Consider the following 16222-nt stretch of genomic DNA (forward strand, 5'->3'; position numbering starts at 1 on the left):
CTCATCTGAGCGAGCCAAATTCGTCATACAGCTCTGGGTACTTGTGCTGATGCTGCGGATGACTGACTTCATGCACCCCGGGTTCATCATCACAAGATTCAGAAATGGGCAGTGCGGCTAAGGCCCATATCGCAATCATCCCAATCGCCAGGAACAACGCAACGGATGCAACGGCAAGCACCAGCACCAATTTGATAATATGGATGCCTACCTTTCGATACTGGAACGGTACAAAAGCCAACAAAGAAGATCGCAGAATGCGGGTTTCGAGCTGATTTGCCACGCGCCCTGTGCGAGCAGCAGCGCGAATTAAATGCCTGCCAAGAGTAGTATGACCGGCAATCGAAGAGGCTTGATGAGTCATTCAACACCACCCTTCTCTACTCATTATGACGAGCTAGAGAGAATTTGGATCCAAGCTAAAGCTTACTCCTCTTCCGCCGATTTCAATGACCGCTGATCGCCTAGTTTAGTAGTGGTGATCATTGGTGGCACTCCCCGGACTCACATCGCTTTGACTCACATAAGACGCCCTTGACGCTCCGCTGAGCCGCTTGTTAAACGAACTTTGCAAACGCTGGTTTTCCAGCACCCAGGTAGCCATAACCTTCGAGGCTACGTCACACATGTGATGGTTGTCCCCAAATGCGATTCGCGTTCGGCAGCTCGCATGGTCACCGTTCCCGCGGTGATGAACGCCCTCTAAATCCCCAGGCTTCCAAAGCCTGCATCTTCGACGCGCCTACTCAAACCATTCCAGTGCTGGGAATTCTCCCGCACGGGAAGCATTCCTCCGCACCTCTTGGAGGATTTCATCATGCTGCGCTTCACAGGCTCTGAACTTCACGCGGTGTTGGCCGAGGCCGGTATCAATGGCTGCAAAGTGATGCTGGTCAAGGATCACGGCGTTTACCTGATGGCCGAGATCGGCGAGAGCAAACCCGATGGAAGCGGCCGCAAGCGAGTGGCGTATGCCATTGGCTGCAACCCCGAGGTCGACGACTTCGATACCTGGTGGAATCGCGCTAAAGACGAATTCGGCGGTGACGATTTCGCTGAGTACTTCGACATCGAAGATCCTGTCCTGGCCAGTCTTCGCGGGACAGCAGGATCTTTGGTGGTCGAAGCCACCTCCACCCACCTGTACTTGGCCGCCGAGGTCGAGCCGACTGGAAAATCATAACCACCGACCTAAGTCACAGGCGCTTTCAGAGGGCTCGCTGTCGGGACCTCTGGAAGCGCCTTTCCGGCTGCCTTCCGCCCCATCCGAGGTCGCCATTTATCAGAAAGCTAAAGCGCCCAGCCTTCCTTGGAACGCTCTGGATAGGCTTATTTGTGATGTTCCTGAGTGGCCATTGACCACCGCTCAACACAGGTTTTTTACTGCTTAGGCACTCCCTGCTCGCTGCAATATTTACAGCAACTAAGCCCCGCCACACTTCGACTGAGGTGCTCGCGCGATCTACTCCGGAGGTACTCATGTCAAGCCACTGCAGCCTCTCCACGGCCATCGTGCTCAGTCCTGGCGTATGGCAGCAACTCATGAAGCCTGGCCCAGGAAACGTCTCCGCAGATCAGGTAGCACAACGTCTGTCCATCCTGCTCACTAGTGCTCTGGCGGCTGCTATTCATTCGTCACCCTCCCCAACTGATCTGCACATTCAGTTGCCACAGGGCGTCGCGCCATCTGCGGCCGAACAACTTTCGCTGTTGCAGTTGGCCCACATCACGCCACGTAGCGCCCCTTCCTTCCTGCACATCCGCTTGCCAGCTGAGCATTCGGTGGATCTCACAGTCCTCTGACACACCAGCACTTCCTCTGCCCTTACCCCAACCGGGAACACCTTCCGGATGGGGTGGCGTTCCCCTTCACAATCGGAGAACGTCATGTCCGACATCTATCTGGACGTCACCAACAAAATCGTCAGCGCCCTGAGCCAAGGCGTGATCCCCTGGATCAAGCCCTGGACCACCACAGGTTCAAGCGCTGACGGGCCTTTTCCTATCAACGCCATCACTCGGCGTCCCTACGCCGGCATCAACATTCCGCTACTGTGGGCAGAGGCGCGACTGCGAGGCTTCACCCAAGATCGCTGGCTGACCTACAACCAGGCGCGCAAAGCCGGAGGCCATGTGCGCAAAGGCGAGCAATCCACCCTCGCGGTACTGTACAAACCGATGAGCAAGGAGGCGCATGACGAGGACGGCCAGGTCGTTCGCGATGAACAGGGCAACATCAAATGGGTGCAGTTCGCACTCCTGCGCACGCACTGCCTGTTCAACGTCGAGCAGACCGAAGGCTTGCCTGACGAGGAGCCAGCCTCCACCAAGCACACTGAGCCCGCGACCTTCATCGATCATGAACCGGCGAAGCAACTGCTGGTCGCCAGCGGGGCGCGTATCGAGCATCGCTACAGCGATGACGCGTTCTATCAGCCGATTCGTGATGTGATCCAACTGCCAACGAAGGCGCAGTTCGAAGACGCCGGCAGTTACTACGCAACAGCTCTGCATGAGCTGACGCACTGGTCGGGCCACCGGTCGCGTCTGAACCGTGAAGGTATCACCGGCGGGCATGCATTCGGCTCTACGGCGTATGCCTTCGAGGAGCTGGTCGCAGAAATGGGCGCCGCGTTTCTCTGCGCACTCACCGGTACCACAGGTGAGTTGCGTCACGAGGAATACCTGGCGTCCTGGCTGAAGATACTCAAGGAAGACAAACGAGCCATTTTCCGCGCCAGTGGTCAGGCTCGGGAAGCTTCTGAGTACCTGTTGGCATTGCAGTCTGATCAAGCCACTGATATGCCAACTCGTCTCACCGTGTGATTCCACTCATCCAGCAAAAAGGCCCCTTTCCGGGGCCTTTGTTTTATCCGCTGCGCGGCAACCGCCGCCGTCGGACGCCAGTGATTACTGCAGCCAGCTCTCGACGGTGTCCGAGCCATGCTCCTGCTTCCACTGCTTGAGGATCTTGTGGTTGCCGCCCTTGGTTTCCACAACCTCGCCGCTCTGTGGATGCTTGTAGCGTTTCACCACGCGAGGCTTGCGCTGGCTGCTGCTGGACGCACTCGCGGTCGTTACGCTCAAGCCCTTGGCCGGATCCAGAATGCTGATCACCTGGCGCAGGCCCATGCCGTACTGTTCCAGCAACGCTTTGAGTTTCTGTTCAAACTCGATTTCCTGCTTCAAACCGGAGTCGTTTTTCATGGCATCCAGCTGTTGCAGCTGCGCGGCCAGTTGCGCTTCCAGTGCTTTGAACTCGGCAAGTTTGGACATGAATAATCTTTCTAGGCGTGGGACAAGTGCTGGGATAATAACTGAGACTGCGGATTTAGCCGAGGGTTTACTTAAAGCGCACGCGCTCTTGCAAGGTGCCGGTTAAAACGACCTCGCTTGGTCGCTCAATCAGGCAAATGCTGACACAGGTGCGCCACAAGTTGCCTCGGATTAGCGCTGTTCCCGATCTTGAACACGATATCGCGCTGGCTGCGGGGTAGTTTTTTCGCACAGCGCTTGGCCGCAGATCGGATGGCCGCATCCGTGCCATCAAGCCGATCAGCCAATAACACGACCAATACCGCATCACTCAACGTCATCAGCGCCCCAGCTCTAGAAATCACGCCGTGCAGTCTACGCCCTGAACAAAGGGACCGCTATTCCGAGCGGCCGCCGATCCCGATGGACCTGGCTTCGAATTATCACACGCGTGAAAAGGGCCAGGGCGGTAAAGGGTAATGGCGGCAATGGAAGGGGGCGCAAGGGTAAGAGCTCTATCCGAAAAGGCAAAAGGACCTCCCGAACGAACAGCAGGTCATGCGATGAAACGCTGGTGGCTAACATTTCAAAAAGGTGAGGCGGCAGAGCCCACTCCCACGCCCATCGCCGAGGGCTTCCTGCTTCCCCAGTCGGCCGAATCTCTGCTCGCCGCCGATCACCGGAGAAAGCTGCTCGAACGCATCTGGCAGTACACGGCCCTCTCCGAAGCGCAGTTTGATCGGCTCTACCTCGAGCCCATCCGTCGCTACGCCCGCTACGTACAGCAACTCCCGGCGAGTGAAAGCCATCATCACGCTTATCCTGGGGGCATGCTCGATCACGGGTTGGAGCTGGTGGCCTGCAGCTTGAAGCTACGCCAGTCCTACCTACTCCCCAGCGGCGCGGCACCGGAAGACCAGGCGGCACAAGCCGATGCCTGGAGCGCCGCGATTGCCTACGGTGCCCTGCTCCATGACATCGGCAAAATCGCCGTCGATTTGCAAGTGGAGTACCAGAACGCAGTGCGCTGGCACCCCTGGCACGGTCCCATAAACCAGCCCTATCGTTTCCGCTACAACCCCGACCGCGATTACAAGCTGCACGGTGCCGCGGCCGGGCTGCTCTATACGCAACTCTTGCCGCCAGCCCTGCTCGACTGGCTCAGCAGCTTTTCCGAATTGTGGAGCCAATTGCTGTTTCTGCTCTCTGACCACTACGAGCACGCTGGGACCCTCGGGGAATTGGTGCTGCAGGCAGACCGTGTCTCCACCGCGCAAAACATCGGTGGCAATCCCGCAAAGGCCTTGCAGGCGCCCAAGCACTCGCTGCAGCATCATCTGCTGACGGGTCTGCGCCACTTGGTCAAGAACGAGCTCAAGCTCAACCAGCCCGGCGCGGCCGGCTGGCTCACCGAAGACCACCTGTGGCTGGTCAGCAAGACCACTACCGACAGGCTGCGGGCGCATCTGCTGGCTCAGGCTGTGGACGGCATCCCCTCCTCCAACATCGCTCTATTCGATGAACTGCAGTCCCATGGACTGGTGGAGGCGACACCGGAAGGCAAAGCGGTGTGGAGCGCCACTGTCACGGACAGTGACTGGCAGTATCGCTTTACCTTTCTCCGCCTGCAGCCAAGCCTGGTCTGGGCAGATGCGCCCCGACCCGAATATTTCCGTGGCACCGTTGAGCCGACCATGGACCCACCCCTGCCGTCTGATGAAGCCAGGCAGTCGGCCCTGGCTGGGCCGCAGATTGCAGTGGTAGAACAACAGCCCGCCGCTGTGCCGCTGAATCAGGAGTTCGACTACCTCGACGATCTGATGGGCATGCTCGAGGAGCCGGCCGAGCTTCAGGCGGGACCAACTGCAGCAGGCCTCCGGCCTACCACTTCGCCGGAGCAGGACGCCGAGGGATTAGCCTTTATCGAATGGCTGCGGGAGGGCATTCGCAGTCATCGGTTAGTGGTCAACGATAGTAAAGCTAAAGTGCATACCGTGGATGGCACATTCTTCCTAGTCACACCGGGCATTTTCCAACGCTACGTTGCTGACCATCCAGGGCACCCTGAAGGAAGCGATCAGGAAGAACCCTGGCGGCAAATTCAACGCCATTTTGAGAAGCTGGGCATGCATGTAAAGCGGCCAGGCGGGCAAAATATCTGGTCGTGCTCTGTAAAAGGACCACGCAAAAAGTCCCTCCTCAATGGCTACCTCCTGCATAGCGCCCAGGGGCTGCAGGATCCGGCACCTACGGACAACCCTTTCCTGAGCCTAAATCATTAGCAACAAGTTAGAGGTGCCTCCGGATACGTCCGCGTGAAGGTTCGAAAGAGCTAAGAAGACGTTTACTGATGGCGTTTTGCTACTTATGATGCTTGAGATCAGAACGGACAAGGCCTGGGTATCAGGGCCAATTGCAGCGGATGCGATCTTGCATGCCACCTTTTCTCTTATCCCCAACGCGCAGCTCACCAGCACACGCTGATACGTTAGCAGTACGCCTCTGCAAGGCTTGCCCCAATTCAGGCGCCTGTAAGCTGACTTTATCCTTTCCTAGCCAACCTGGGGGGGAGCTCATCGCTCAACCTCTTTCCAGTGCTAACCGTCTCAGTCCGGCTCCTGAAAAGCGCTGAGCTATTGAGTGCCTTCTATGAAACTTCATGACGTAAAAGCCCGCGAGCTCAACGGGCGAGATACAATTCATCGCTTTAAAGCACAATTCAGAGCAGCTAGCCTAGAATGCCTGGCGCTTTTGGAAAGCAGTTCTGTCGACCGGGTGTTCTGTGACTTCCATGAGGACTATGTAGTCAAGCTGGTTGACGAGACTGGCACTCGATACCGATTCGTTCAAGTAAAAACAAAGACCAAACAAAACCACCTATACAATATCCTGGAAATATTCGGGATTAAAAAAAGACCAAAAAATGCTGAGCACGACTTAGCGAATAGTTTTGCAGGAAAACTACTACTACACATTGAAAGCTTTGGGGATGCCTGCTTATCCGTGGTCATATGTACTAATGTAAATTTTGACGACGAGGTAGAAACCCTGATTGCAGATGCAAACTCCGGGATCTCATCCAGCAAAATTACCCCAACGCTGATCAGCGAAACAAAAAAACTGATCCCCAGCCTATCTGCAAAAACGGACAAAGAAATTCTACGTTTTTTGTCCCATCTTTCACTAGAGCCCAGAAAGCAGATACTCAACGAAGAAGACGATTCATTCTTATCGAACGCACACAGCAAAATCTACAAATATAGCGAAATCAATCTTCACCCCAAAGAAATTCAGAAAATCATCATTCAACTCCTCTCTCTTATTGAAGATAAGTCCTCATATCAGCTTGATGGCACGATCACCGAGGAGATCCTGAATGAAAAGGCCAGTATTGCAGTTGATGACCTTTTGGACATCCTCGCACTTTCACGATCTGCGTACCATCTACTAAAATCTGGGGGCGACCCTAACGCGGTAAAAAGCGTATCCATTCTTCAGCGAATGCTACAACGCAACAACTTCAAAGAAGAAACCATCAACAGCTTTGCAGAATTTAAGTCTCAATGGGAGGCTTGGTATAGAGTAAACCGTCACTCCATACAAGAGTTCACACTTTTAAAAATGCAGAGTAAGATCGGCGAGCTTGCGGAAAAGCTATCCAACGGTAGGATTGACATGGATACAATCACATGCGCCGTCGAAAATCTCAGATCAGAGCTATGCAGAATATCTGGGCGGATGGATCTAGAGGATGGGCTGGTATTCGGAGCGGTGTTATCTGACATGGTCAAGGAAGAGCTGCTATGAATTTTCAAGAAGTTATGAGGGTCGCGCGGGCGGAATCGCAGCACCTTAGAACATCCTACTCCACCAGGCCCTACCGAGATGTATTGGGTAACGAGACGCTTTTTCATATTCCGCTAATTGCCTTAACCATCGTGATGTTAGCTGGTAGCCGTGCAAAACCAAAACGAGATGACATAGGCATGCTCATAGGTACCTGTTTTGAGCAAAGCATTGCGAGCTTTAAAGGCTCAACTCAAGAGCTTGGCTGGTCTGCAAACCTTCGTGTGAGAACGGTTAAAGCCCTCACCTTCTTGGAAGATACCGGTCTGGTATCCGTAAACAAGAGCACCTCGCGGATCGAGACAAGTGATTCCGGCAAAAAATTCATTGACAAAGTACTCAACCAAGAGAGCCAGCTTTGCTTAGCGCTTTTGACTATAAAACGGTCGTACCGCAACATCTGTAAAGAACGTGACATTGAGGCCAAGCTTGATGAAATTTGAATCCCTCCAGTTTTCTCCAAGCCATGGCGGAGGCTGGGCTTCCGAAGAGCTAGTTTTTGGCCGAGCCGTGACCCAGCTTTACGCCCCTAACGGTAGCGGAAAAACCCCTCTCATTCAGTCGATTATGTTCTGCCTCGGGCTGGAGGTTCAATTCCGAGAGGACGTCGTCCGTAACACGTCGAAAGTCACTCTTAAAACACTCATCAAAGGCCAGATCTTATCATTCAGCAGAAGGCTTGATGGAAAGTTTGACCTTACCGTAAGCAACGCTGAGAGAACCATTAATCGGTTTTACAACGAAGAAGACTTTTCCAGGTTCATGCTTAAAGTCTTGGGCCTTCGTGATGACAGACTCACCACCAACGGCAACACCAGCACCATCCCTTATTTCTCAGCCATTCTGCCCCTTTTTTATCTTGACCAAGATACTGGCTACTCAGACTATTATGTACCTGCACGCCAAAGCTTCATCAAGGGCCAGTACGCTGAAATGATTCGCCTGGCAGTAGGACTGCCAGCCAGAAGCTCGTTCGATAGCGCGAAAAAATCAATTGCTCTAAAACAAGAACTTGAATACTTAGACAAGACAATCAATGACAGCCGAAAACTTATTGATCGCCTTCGACAAGATCTTTCTCCAACCAAAAAAAACGAGACGGATACAGATCGCGAAATTTCAGCGCTTAAATCAAGGCTCGATGAACTTAAATCTACCAAGGATATCAGGAGCGAGACCATAAACAGCTTCGATCATCTTATCACCGAGATGAGACGCCAACACCGCGATATGACGACCCAACAACTGGCGCTTGAGGCGAAAATAAAGAGCTCTGCACAAATCCGGCAGGAAATCGAAAGCGAGATCGAAACACTAGACTTGAATGAGGAAGCTCGCCGAGCATTCATGTCTTTCAGCGAAATTTGCACTACCCCATCGTGTGGGATGTTCTTGGTAAGCGCGGACTCATATGGAAAGAGCCTGCTCTACCTACGCGACCAAATTAAAGACCTCGACACTGTCAGCACTGCAAATATACAGCAGGCCGAGGCCATTGCCACCCAAAAATCCTGGGTTGAACGACAAATCTCTGAGCTCTCGGAAAAGCGTGGCTTAGCAGAACGCGAAGCTGGCATCGAAATGTTTATCGAAGCGATCAGCAAAATTGCGTCTGAGATTTTCGAGCTTGAACTGGAAAAAACCAAATTCAAAAAATATCAAGCGCAAGAACAGTCGCATTTTGAACTCCAAAATCGCCGCAACAAAACGTTGACGGAACAGGAATCACTAGGCCCACAACGAGAGCAATCGCTTGAGGTGGTAAGATTTAAGCGAAACCTGGCCGAAAAAATGGCCGACTGGCTTAACACGCTGAACTCAAAAAACATATCTAGAGACATCCGTATCGACTCAGACCTCAAGCCAGTTCTCGGAACAGAGAAAATTGGGATCATCAAAGGCAGCTCCAAAGCCCGTACGGTCCTGGCCTTCCATGCCGCTCTGTTTGAAATTTGCACTTCCGATCCAAACTCGCCATTTCGCACGCTAATCTTTGACACGCCACGCCAACAAGAAATCCACTCAGAAGATTTGGACGCTTACTTTAAACGCCTGAAATTAATCGCTACTCAAAACGATGCGCAGATTGTATTCTCAACAACCAGCTATCGATTTGAAATTGATCCAAATCTGGATGCAGAGTGGCTCCCACGATTCGGCGGTTTCGAGCAACCGATGTATCTGGGCGATTTTCAGAACCTGATGGATTAAAAGGGATTGGAGGCATCCATGCCGGAGGGATTTGGCCGGCCATGGTGCCTAGGCTGCCCTCTACGTACTCGCGAAACTGCGCGGCACTATTGCCTCTATGCGCATGGCAAAGATCCCTCGGTCAAAGCTCACTGAGGGAGTCTCTGGCGGCTTCGCTGGAGTTCTCTGTACTGGCACCAGTTTCAGTTGGGGTGGCGGTTCGTTGGCTGCTGGCTGCGGTCTTGCGGGGGCTGTTGCTGGAGCAGGGACTGCCGGTGTTGCCGCGGATGGAGCGTTGTAAACGAAGGCGAAGACTGCGATTCCCAGCGCCGCAGCGCCGAGCATCGTTAGACCTTTGCAACTGACCCTGTAAAAGAAGCTCTCGGCCTGCTCAATAGGATCGCCCACTATTTTCTTGAATTCCGCTTCCGAGAGGAACCGATATCGGAGAACGTAGGACTGGCTGGAAGTGCCAGCCAGAACCTACTCGACCTAGCTTCGACTACGGAGCTCGCAATCGTAAGGCATTCATGGTCTCCAGCAACTGCACGACGTCCTCAACCACACCCGCATCAAAATCCTCTCGGTCAGCTTCTTCATGTGTGCCTTTGTTCAGGTATCTCCAGACCAGTGTCTGCTCGCCGATACCGAGGATCCGACCCAGCGCATCAATTAACGGCTGCTTGTCTGCGTGCTCAAACGTGTTGGCTCCTCGCAGCTTTGAACAGATCGAAGCGCAGAGGTTACTCAAGCCAGGTTGATCTCCATCCCGAGCAAGCTGAACGGTTAAGACCCCCTGACTGCATCTTCCCAACCACTTCCAGATTTTCAGCATGAGCATTTCCAATGCCTGCCGGGAGAACTGGAGTGCGGCTCGATGATCGCCACGATTCACTGCAGCCCTGGCCAACAAAAGGTAGGCCTGTGGTGGGACGTTGCGGATCACTCTCGGGTGATAATTCCCCTGGTGGTGCATGAAGGCATAGGCCAACCATTGATTCTGATCGACGTGATTCTGAATGTCCTTGATGAATTCGTTGCTGTGGCACGTGACGATGATCTGGGTATTCGCGAAGCGCTCGCTCTCGAATAGAGCTTCCCGGATCCCTTGCCGATGCTCGTGGTCGATCGCATTGATGGCATCGTCAAAGATCACAGTAGGTGCCTGGATGCTCGATGCCTTGGCCAGCAGGATTGCAAGCCCCAGGCATCGGACATGGCCCTCACTGAGCACTTGGAGGGCATCGACGCGACGTCCTGGTGCACCACGGAAGCACAGTTCGATTCGGCCTTCACCGGTTAATGGCAAGTGCAGCTCGACGAGCTTGTCTTCCTCTGCATCTCGCACATTGAACTCGTTGTAGAGCGCCAACGCCTGCGCATTCAAACCAGCCATCAGCGTGCCGGGTAACTCGGATCGATGCCTTCGCAACAGGGCCAAAAACTCAGCATAAGCCACTTGGATTCGCGTCTCGGCGGCAATCAGGTCGCGCTCAGCAGCAGCCGCTGCTATCAGATCGGCGTTCTGCACCTCGAACTCACCGATGCGTTGTCTTGCAGCATCGACAAGCACCTGGGCTTGCTGTCTTCTAGCAGCATGTTCGGCAAGTGCAATTCGAACGCCGTTCAGTCGATCTCGCTCAGCAACCTGATTCTGCCTGTGTACAAGATTCTGCTGAGTGACGGCATCTTCCTGCTCCAATGCTCCAGCCCAATCCACCGCTTGCTGTGCAACTGATGGAGCGCCCTCGATTTGGCTGTAGCCCAGCTTCCACCATGCGGTGTCTGCGACCACACCTGGGGCAGCCAGGTAGCGTGATACTGTGTTTTCGCGCTCCGTCCTTGGGGTTGCACGCTGAGCGAAGTGTGCCATGTAAGCGCTTAGCGCATCCGAGGCGGCTCTACGTTGCCCTACAGCTGTGTGATATCTCTGCTGCAGCACCGTCAGCTCACGCATCCGCTCCAGGCCTTGCGCAGCCTTCTGGTAAGGGTCGGTATGTACATGAGGAACCCCTTGCAATGGCGTGTCGCACGCTGGGCAGCGATCGGGTGAGATAGCCTGTACACCCTGGACAGCATTGAACAACGCTTGGTACGCGACATCGCTATGCTGCTGTGCAAGTTGTTGCGACAGCGATTCAACTTCAGCGTGAGCCGCATCAGCCCTCTGGTAGGCTGCCAATAGGTTTTGTGGACTAATTCCATACAGCAAAGGCGGTGGCTGATTGAGCGCAAGCTCCAGCTCTTGGAGTCTTCCTGGAACGCCGAAAAAGCCAACGGTTTCCTGAAGCTGCCGATAAGACATACCAGCCGCAAATTGTTGAGCATACGACTCTTCGGCCCTCTGGAATTCAGCCCCGGCAGTGGCCTCGCCGGCCACAACTCCCATGTCATTGGCAATTGAGTTCTGTCGAAGATTAAGCTCCTGCCCTCTCAGCGGAGCCAGGTTGAGCTGATCGGTCAGCGCCTCGTTAAAGTGCGACACGAACTCGTTGTAGTGATCCATACCGAACAGAGCAGCTATGAGCTCGGTCTTCTGCCCGGCAGGCTTGGCTGCAATCCGTGAAAATGAGTCGATCCGATTTTTCTCGATGAAGCAGAATCTGTAAGCGTCCGCGTCAGCAGCGATCACTGTTGGCTGGCCGGCCAAATCCAAGCCCCGGAGCTGAGGAGCAACAAAGCGATCCTCATGAATGTTTCGCAGGTACTGACCGGCATCGATACGCTTCTGAGCACCTTCATCCACGGCACCTAGCAATGCGTACTCCAGCGCTTCACACAGGCTGGTTTTTCCGCTGCCGTTAGGGCCATAGAACAGGATCAAGCGCCTGGTCAGATCAAACGTTTCAGGGCTTCGAAACCCTCGGAACGGGCCAATCGTCAGCTCAGAAAGGCTACGCCAGCTCCAGCCGTCCCCTGCAGCAATGGCATTCAACAAAGGTAACGATGGGTTCGTTTGAGCAAATTGACCACGAGCAAGCTCCACGATGCGAATTGCCCGCTGACTGCGGTTGCGGGACGTTGCACTGATTGGATCGAAATGCTGCAGTACCAAATTGCCCATACGACGGGCATCGTCCGATGCCGCCGTCGCAGGCTCGTGAAGCCAACGTAAGAAATGCTGATAGTCGTGTGCCGCTGATGCCATCCGTGCCTCCCCAGGCTCATGCTCAGTCTTTGCTTACTACCAAGAGGCGTGACGTAGAAGCCCTCTCAGCCACAAAGTTTTCGCTGCACATCTCATGATAGCAACACGCCAGGATTGAGCCCGGGAACCTCCTGACCTCCTCCATAGGCTTCTGATCAAGGGCCAAAAAACCGCTAGAGCAGTGTCGATCATGATCGGTCGTTTACACGAGGATCCGGGACACCACCCGAAGGTATGATGAGGCAAACTTCTAAGCGCCAGAAACAGCGCCCCCTAGCTCTTCCGAAAGCCGTCGATAAGGGCCAAAGCCCTCCCTCCTGCGCCGTTTTCGACAGACTGCCCAATTCTAACGTGAGTCAGTTGGCTCCCACGGCGACTCCGTGCGAAGGCAAGCCTGCCCTTTAAATGAGCCCCTCGGATGCACTCGAATCAGTAGTACCGCTTGTCGGTTCGGATTCTACGGAATGGAAAGCGTACGCCCTGACAACAAGCGCTTAAGGCCGCTCTAAATTCGGTGGGGTAAAAAGTGGGGTAAAAATGCGATCGGGAAAAAATCGCCGACCATAAAAAAATCCAGTCACCGCTAAGTGACTGGATTCTTTGGAGTTATTTGGTCGGGACGGAGTGATTCGAACACTCGACCCCTTGCACCCCATGCAAAAGCCACGACCCTGGTGCTGCTGGCACATTTGCCTCCGAAAAAACACTCGCGCGCTTAGAGGTTCGAGATCATTGGGCAGAAAATTCCAGGGGAGCTCACCGAAAGCCAGCGCTCAAAGTATGGGCCAGAACCGACAAGACACAAAATATCCCTGAAAAAATCATGGCCTTAATGAAAATTAGTGGCCAAAGCGTAGGATTTCGAACCCAGAAGTCATCACGCGACCAGTGGCAGCTCGCCTCCCCCCGCGATGACAACGTTGCCAGGGAGAATTGTCTGCATCAAGCTGACTGAAACTACTCCCAGCCAACGATCCAAAACCTGGATACATCTCAGTTCCGGCTTCCTCACCAGGGAGGTACACTGAGTGCCATCTAATTCCACCTCGACTGCCGTCAGAGATCGCCGTTCTAGATCGCGGATCCATGTGGGGGCATCGAGGGTATTTTTGCGGGTACATTTCTGCTTTTCCAATCAAAAAATACCGCCCTAGAGCGCTGTCCAAATGTTCTTCGGCAGCGACGAAAAGATGTAAGAACTACAACGTGGGCGCATTCGAGCGGAGCCAGTTGACGCAAGCTCATGGCAAATCACTAGGTATTTAACTGCTCGAATTCTGGTTCCTGGCCCGCAGCCCTGACTCTGAACGTGCTTTGACAACTATTTCTCGTCGTCTGCAAATGGGGTATTCCAGATCACCAGCTCGAGTGCGGCAGCGATCTGGATGCGATGGTCGCCAAACGGAATAGGCAGCAAGTCCTGGGCGCGCTCCAGCCGGCGCAGCAAGGTATTGCGATGGGTACCCAGCACCTCGGCGGTCTGGGTGATGTTGCAGCCATTAGCCAGGAAGGCGTGCAACGAATGCTGAAGAACCGTGGGCTCGGTCGCCAAGCGCCCCAGCGTGCTCAAGACGAACTGCCTGGCCGCGCGGGCATCCTGGGTCATCAGCGACACCATTCTCACCTGGTCAATCGTGGCAACGGCGGGTGAACCCGCCAAACGGCCCATCAACCGCTGGGTGGTCAAGGCTTCCAGGTGCGAGCGCCGGAAGCCATTCATCCCCGCGCCCGCCGAACCGATTGCCGCGCGTATCTTCGGAAATTGCCGGGCGACGTCCTGCAGCAGGTTCAGGTCCAGCGGCTTTACCGCATTGCTCCAGGCCCACAGGGTCGCAGGGCCCGCGAACACAATCAGCGGCGCTACCGTGCCCGTGAGCTGCGCCAGGGCACGCGCCATGTCTTCCAGGGGGCGAATCTCGGCGTCCGGGGTTTCGCTCCAGACGAGGCAGGCATGGTGTCTCTGCGCCAGGCTGTAGCCCAGTCGCCTGCCGAACTGCTCGGCGTCCACATCCCTGCCATCGAGCAGCCGGCTGACCAGGCTGCGTTTATCGACAGGATCGTCATGGGCCTGGGCGCTCTTTTCTTCAAGGATGATCTGCGTCACCACACGCATGTTGCTGTCGATGAATTCCGAGATCGACCGCGACGAGACCTCCAGGAATTCCTCGAGCACCACGGGATCCTGCGTCAGGCTGAAGGCCATCTTCATCCACAGGTCCCAGGCTGCGTTCTGTGTCGACCGTGCAACATTCATCAGCAGTTCGGACAACCCCCTGCGGGCGAGCTCCCTGGCCGTGTCCACCATGTCAGCGGAGACGTAGGGCTCCACCGGCTCTCCAGGACGCTGCAGGTTGGCATTGGCCCAGTGCAGCAACTCTGCCCGGTTGGCGCGCCGGCACGCTGCGAGGATAACCGGGTCCTCCAGCAACTTGGCATCCTCGGGTGAAGAGAACAGTGACTGATTCAGGCGCTCGATCCACTCGGGTGGCAGCGCCTGAGCAAGTTCGGCGCCTTTGCGCATGAGCTCGCGAACGGCTTCCGAGGGGCGTGGCCAGGGCAATGGCGTGCTGGTCATGGGCAGTGCAAATCACTCAAAAATCGTCTGGAAAGTGGTGCAGTTCGTACCTTGGCGCAAGGTCAGTGGAAACCTAGCATGAACGCACTGCCTGAACAAAAAATACAAGGAGGCACCGTGACGCTCCATGTCCTTTTTTTGGGTTTAGCGCAGTGGCAAGCGGGCCTGTTTCCTGATGCCCCTCGATTGAGCGTCGACCCGCTTCCGCCAACCGTTCCTTTCAATCTGGAGTGTTCTCAATGTCAGCCGCTCGCGACTCCATGCCAAGCCTGCCCGTGGTAACCCGCTCGACTTCCGCGCAAGAGATTGCGCTGCTGAACGACCAGGCAGGTGCGGTCATCATCCGCAACTTCATGACCCCAGAACAAGTCGTACGGATCAACAACGAACTCGACGCCCCCCTGGCCGCGCTCGATGCCGGCTCCAGGCACGAGCACGAGCTGATCGCCGAGTTCCATGGCCATCAGACCAAACGGCTTACCAACCTCGTCACCCACAGCAAGACCTTTCGCGAGGAAATCCTAGATGACGACCTCTTTCACGAACTGGGGAACGTGCTCTACGCCCCGGAGTGCGGTGACTGGTGGCTGACCACGGCCCAGTTGATCGAGATCGGCCCAGGCAACAAAGCGCAAATGCTGCACCGTGACATGATGCAGTACCATCCGTTCGTGGCCATGAACAAACATGCGCCACGCGCCATCACCAACCTGATGCTGGCGCTGACCGATTTCACCGAGGAAAACGGCGCCACGCGTTTGATTCCGGGGAGCCAGGACTGGGATGACTTCGACGATGTCGGAACCCCAGAGATGACGATTCCAGCCCTGCTAAAAGCCGGGGATGCCGTGCTGTTCGGCGGCAAGGTCGTTCACGGTGGCGGGGCCAACGTGACCGCCGACCATTACCGTCGCGGTCTGACCATCCCGATGCAGGCTTCGATCATCACGCCTGAAGAAGCCTACCCGTTGATCGTGCCGCTCGAGCTGGTGCGCACGCTTTCTCCACGGGTTCAGAAGATCCTCGGTTTCCGCTCCCAATACCCCAATGGCAGCCCTGGCCTCTGGCAGCATAACTACGCAGACCTGGCGGATTACCTTCAGCTCTAGCGTCCAGCGTTGACTTGGCTGGGCCTGAAGGTGCCACGACCACCCAAACGCCCAGGCAAGGAAACAGGCAAGGCATCGGTTTGCGATGCCTGGCCTCTG

General features: G+C 55.1%; 12 protein-coding genes. 7 read left to right on the plus strand and 5 right to left on the minus strand.

The features are described 5' to 3' along the window. Position 1: 1 nt before the first annotated feature. Positions 2 to 364, minus strand: coding sequence for a hypothetical protein (locus tag CAG00_RS06480; protein ID WP_085663842.1), 363 nt, complete (start codon positions 362 to 364; stop codon positions 2 to 4). A gap of 453 nt (positions 365 to 817) precedes the next feature. On the opposite strand from CAG00_RS06480, the gene CAG00_RS06485 reads away from it, so the two are divergent. Together CAG00_RS06485 and CAG00_RS06490 are read left to right on the plus strand one after the other, a co-directional pair. Beyond that, positions 818 to 1183 (plus strand): DUF3085 domain-containing protein, encoded by a 366-nt coding sequence (locus CAG00_RS06485; RefSeq protein WP_085663843.1) that lies wholly within the window; start codon positions 818 to 820, stop codon positions 1181 to 1183. Between the two features lie 704 nt (positions 1184 to 1887). Further along, the gene (locus tag CAG00_RS06490) at positions 1888 to 2826 is read left to right on the plus strand and encodes an ArdC family protein (protein WP_085663844.1); all 939 of its coding nucleotides are present in this window, start codon (positions 1888 to 1890) and stop codon (positions 2824 to 2826) included. Positions 2827 to 2910: 84 nt separating this feature from the next. On the opposite strand, the gene CAG00_RS06495 is transcribed toward CAG00_RS06490, so the two are convergent. Together CAG00_RS06495 and CAG00_RS06500 are read right to left on the minus strand one after the other, a co-directional pair. Continuing rightward, positions 2911 to 3276, minus strand: coding sequence for a histone-like nucleoid-structuring protein, MvaT/MvaU family (locus CAG00_RS06495; protein WP_085663845.1), 366 nt, complete (start codon positions 3274 to 3276; stop codon positions 2911 to 2913). Between the two features lie 125 nt (positions 3277 to 3401). Further along, positions 3402 to 3596 carry a hypothetical protein gene (locus CAG00_RS06500; protein WP_085663846.1) on the minus strand — a complete coding sequence of 65 codons (195 nt, stop codon included), beginning with the start codon at positions 3594 to 3596 and terminating at the stop codon, positions 3402 to 3404. 222 nt (positions 3597 to 3818) lie between these two features. On the opposite strand from CAG00_RS06500, the gene mobH reads away from it, so the two are divergent. The 4 genes from mobH to CAG00_RS29005 all read left to right on the plus strand — a co-directional run bounded on the left by mobH (position 3819) and on the right by CAG00_RS29005 (position 9312). After that, positions 3819 to 5537, plus strand: coding sequence for a MobH family relaxase (mobH, locus tag CAG00_RS06505; RefSeq protein WP_085663847.1), 1719 nt, complete (start codon positions 3819 to 3821; stop codon positions 5535 to 5537). 367 nt (positions 5538 to 5904) lie between these two features. Then, positions 5905 to 7062: a dsDNA nuclease domain-containing protein gene (locus tag CAG00_RS06510; protein WP_085663848.1), complete on the plus strand. Its 1158-nt coding sequence runs from the start codon at positions 5905 to 5907 to the stop codon at positions 7060 to 7062. Beyond that, positions 7059 to 7544 carry a hypothetical protein gene (locus CAG00_RS06515; protein ID WP_085663849.1) on the plus strand — a complete coding sequence of 162 codons (486 nt, stop codon included), beginning with the start codon at positions 7059 to 7061 and terminating at the stop codon, positions 7542 to 7544. The genes CAG00_RS06510 and CAG00_RS06515 overlap by 4 nt, the downstream gene beginning before the upstream one ends. Further along, positions 7534 to 9312, plus strand: a complete 1779-nt coding sequence (locus CAG00_RS29005; RefSeq protein WP_256575232.1) for a hypothetical protein — start codon at positions 7534 to 7536, stop codon at positions 9310 to 9312. The genes CAG00_RS06515 and CAG00_RS29005 overlap by 11 nt, the downstream gene beginning before the upstream one ends. 481 nt (positions 9313 to 9793) lie before the next feature. Here CAG00_RS29005 and CAG00_RS06530 read toward each other — a convergent pair whose 3' ends face one another. After that, positions 9794 to 12439 (minus strand): AAA family ATPase, encoded by a 2646-nt coding sequence (locus CAG00_RS06530; RefSeq protein WP_085663850.1) that lies wholly within the window; start codon positions 12437 to 12439, stop codon positions 9794 to 9796. Between the two features lie 1321 nt (positions 12440 to 13760). After that, a complete protein-coding gene (locus tag CAG00_RS06535) occupies positions 13761 to 15014 on the minus strand; it encodes a CdaR family transcriptional regulator (RefSeq protein WP_218191634.1) in 1254 nt (417 codons plus the stop codon). A 239-nt stretch (positions 15015 to 15253) separates the two neighbouring features. On the opposite strand from CAG00_RS06535, the gene CAG00_RS06540 reads away from it, so the two are divergent. Then, on the plus strand, positions 15254 to 16123 hold the full coding sequence (locus CAG00_RS06540) for a phytanoyl-CoA dioxygenase family protein (RefSeq protein ID WP_085663852.1): 870 nt from the start codon (positions 15254 to 15256) through the stop codon (positions 16121 to 16123). The last annotated feature ends 99 nt before the right edge of the window (positions 16124 to 16222 follow it).

This window comes from Pseudomonas sp. B5(2017) (assembly GCF_002112825.1).
Lineage (GTDB): Bacteria > Pseudomonadota > Gammaproteobacteria > Pseudomonadales > Pseudomonadaceae > Aquipseudomonas > Aquipseudomonas putida_Z.

Coding starts and splice junctions, on each gene's coding strand:
- CAG00_RS06480 (WP_085663842.1), bottom strand. CDS start 364: ATGACTCATCAAGCCTCTTCGATTGCCGGTCATACTACTCTTGGCAGG.
- CAG00_RS06485 (WP_085663843.1), top strand. CDS start 818: ATGCTGCGCTTCACAGGCTCTGAACTTCACGCGGTGTTGGCCGAGGCC.
- CAG00_RS06490 (WP_085663844.1), top strand. CDS start 1,888: ATGTCCGACATCTATCTGGACGTCACCAACAAAATCGTCAGCGCCCTG.
- CAG00_RS06495 (WP_085663845.1), bottom strand. CDS start 3,276: ATGTCCAAACTTGCCGAGTTCAAAGCACTGGAAGCGCAACTGGCCGCG.
- CAG00_RS06500 (WP_085663846.1), bottom strand. CDS start 3,596: ATGACGTTGAGTGATGCGGTATTGGTCGTGTTATTGGCTGATCGGCTT.
- mobH (WP_085663847.1), top strand. CDS start 3,819: ATGAAACGCTGGTGGCTAACATTTCAAAAAGGTGAGGCGGCAGAGCCC.
- CAG00_RS06510 (WP_085663848.1), top strand. CDS start 5,905: ATGAAACTTCATGACGTAAAAGCCCGCGAGCTCAACGGGCGAGATACA.
- CAG00_RS06515 (WP_085663849.1), top strand. CDS start 7,059: ATGAATTTTCAAGAAGTTATGAGGGTCGCGCGGGCGGAATCGCAGCAC.
- CAG00_RS29005 (WP_256575232.1), top strand. CDS start 7,534: ATGAAATTTGAATCCCTCCAGTTTTCTCCAAGCCATGGCGGAGGCTGG.
- CAG00_RS06530 (WP_085663850.1), bottom strand. CDS start 12,439: ATGGCATCAGCGGCACACGACTATCAGCATTTCTTACGTTGGCTTCAC.
- CAG00_RS06535 (WP_218191634.1), bottom strand. CDS start 15,014: ATGACCAGCACGCCATTGCCCTGGCCACGCCCCTCGGAAGCCGTTCGC.
- CAG00_RS06540 (WP_085663852.1), top strand. CDS start 15,254: ATGTCAGCCGCTCGCGACTCCATGCCAAGCCTGCCCGTGGTAACCCGC.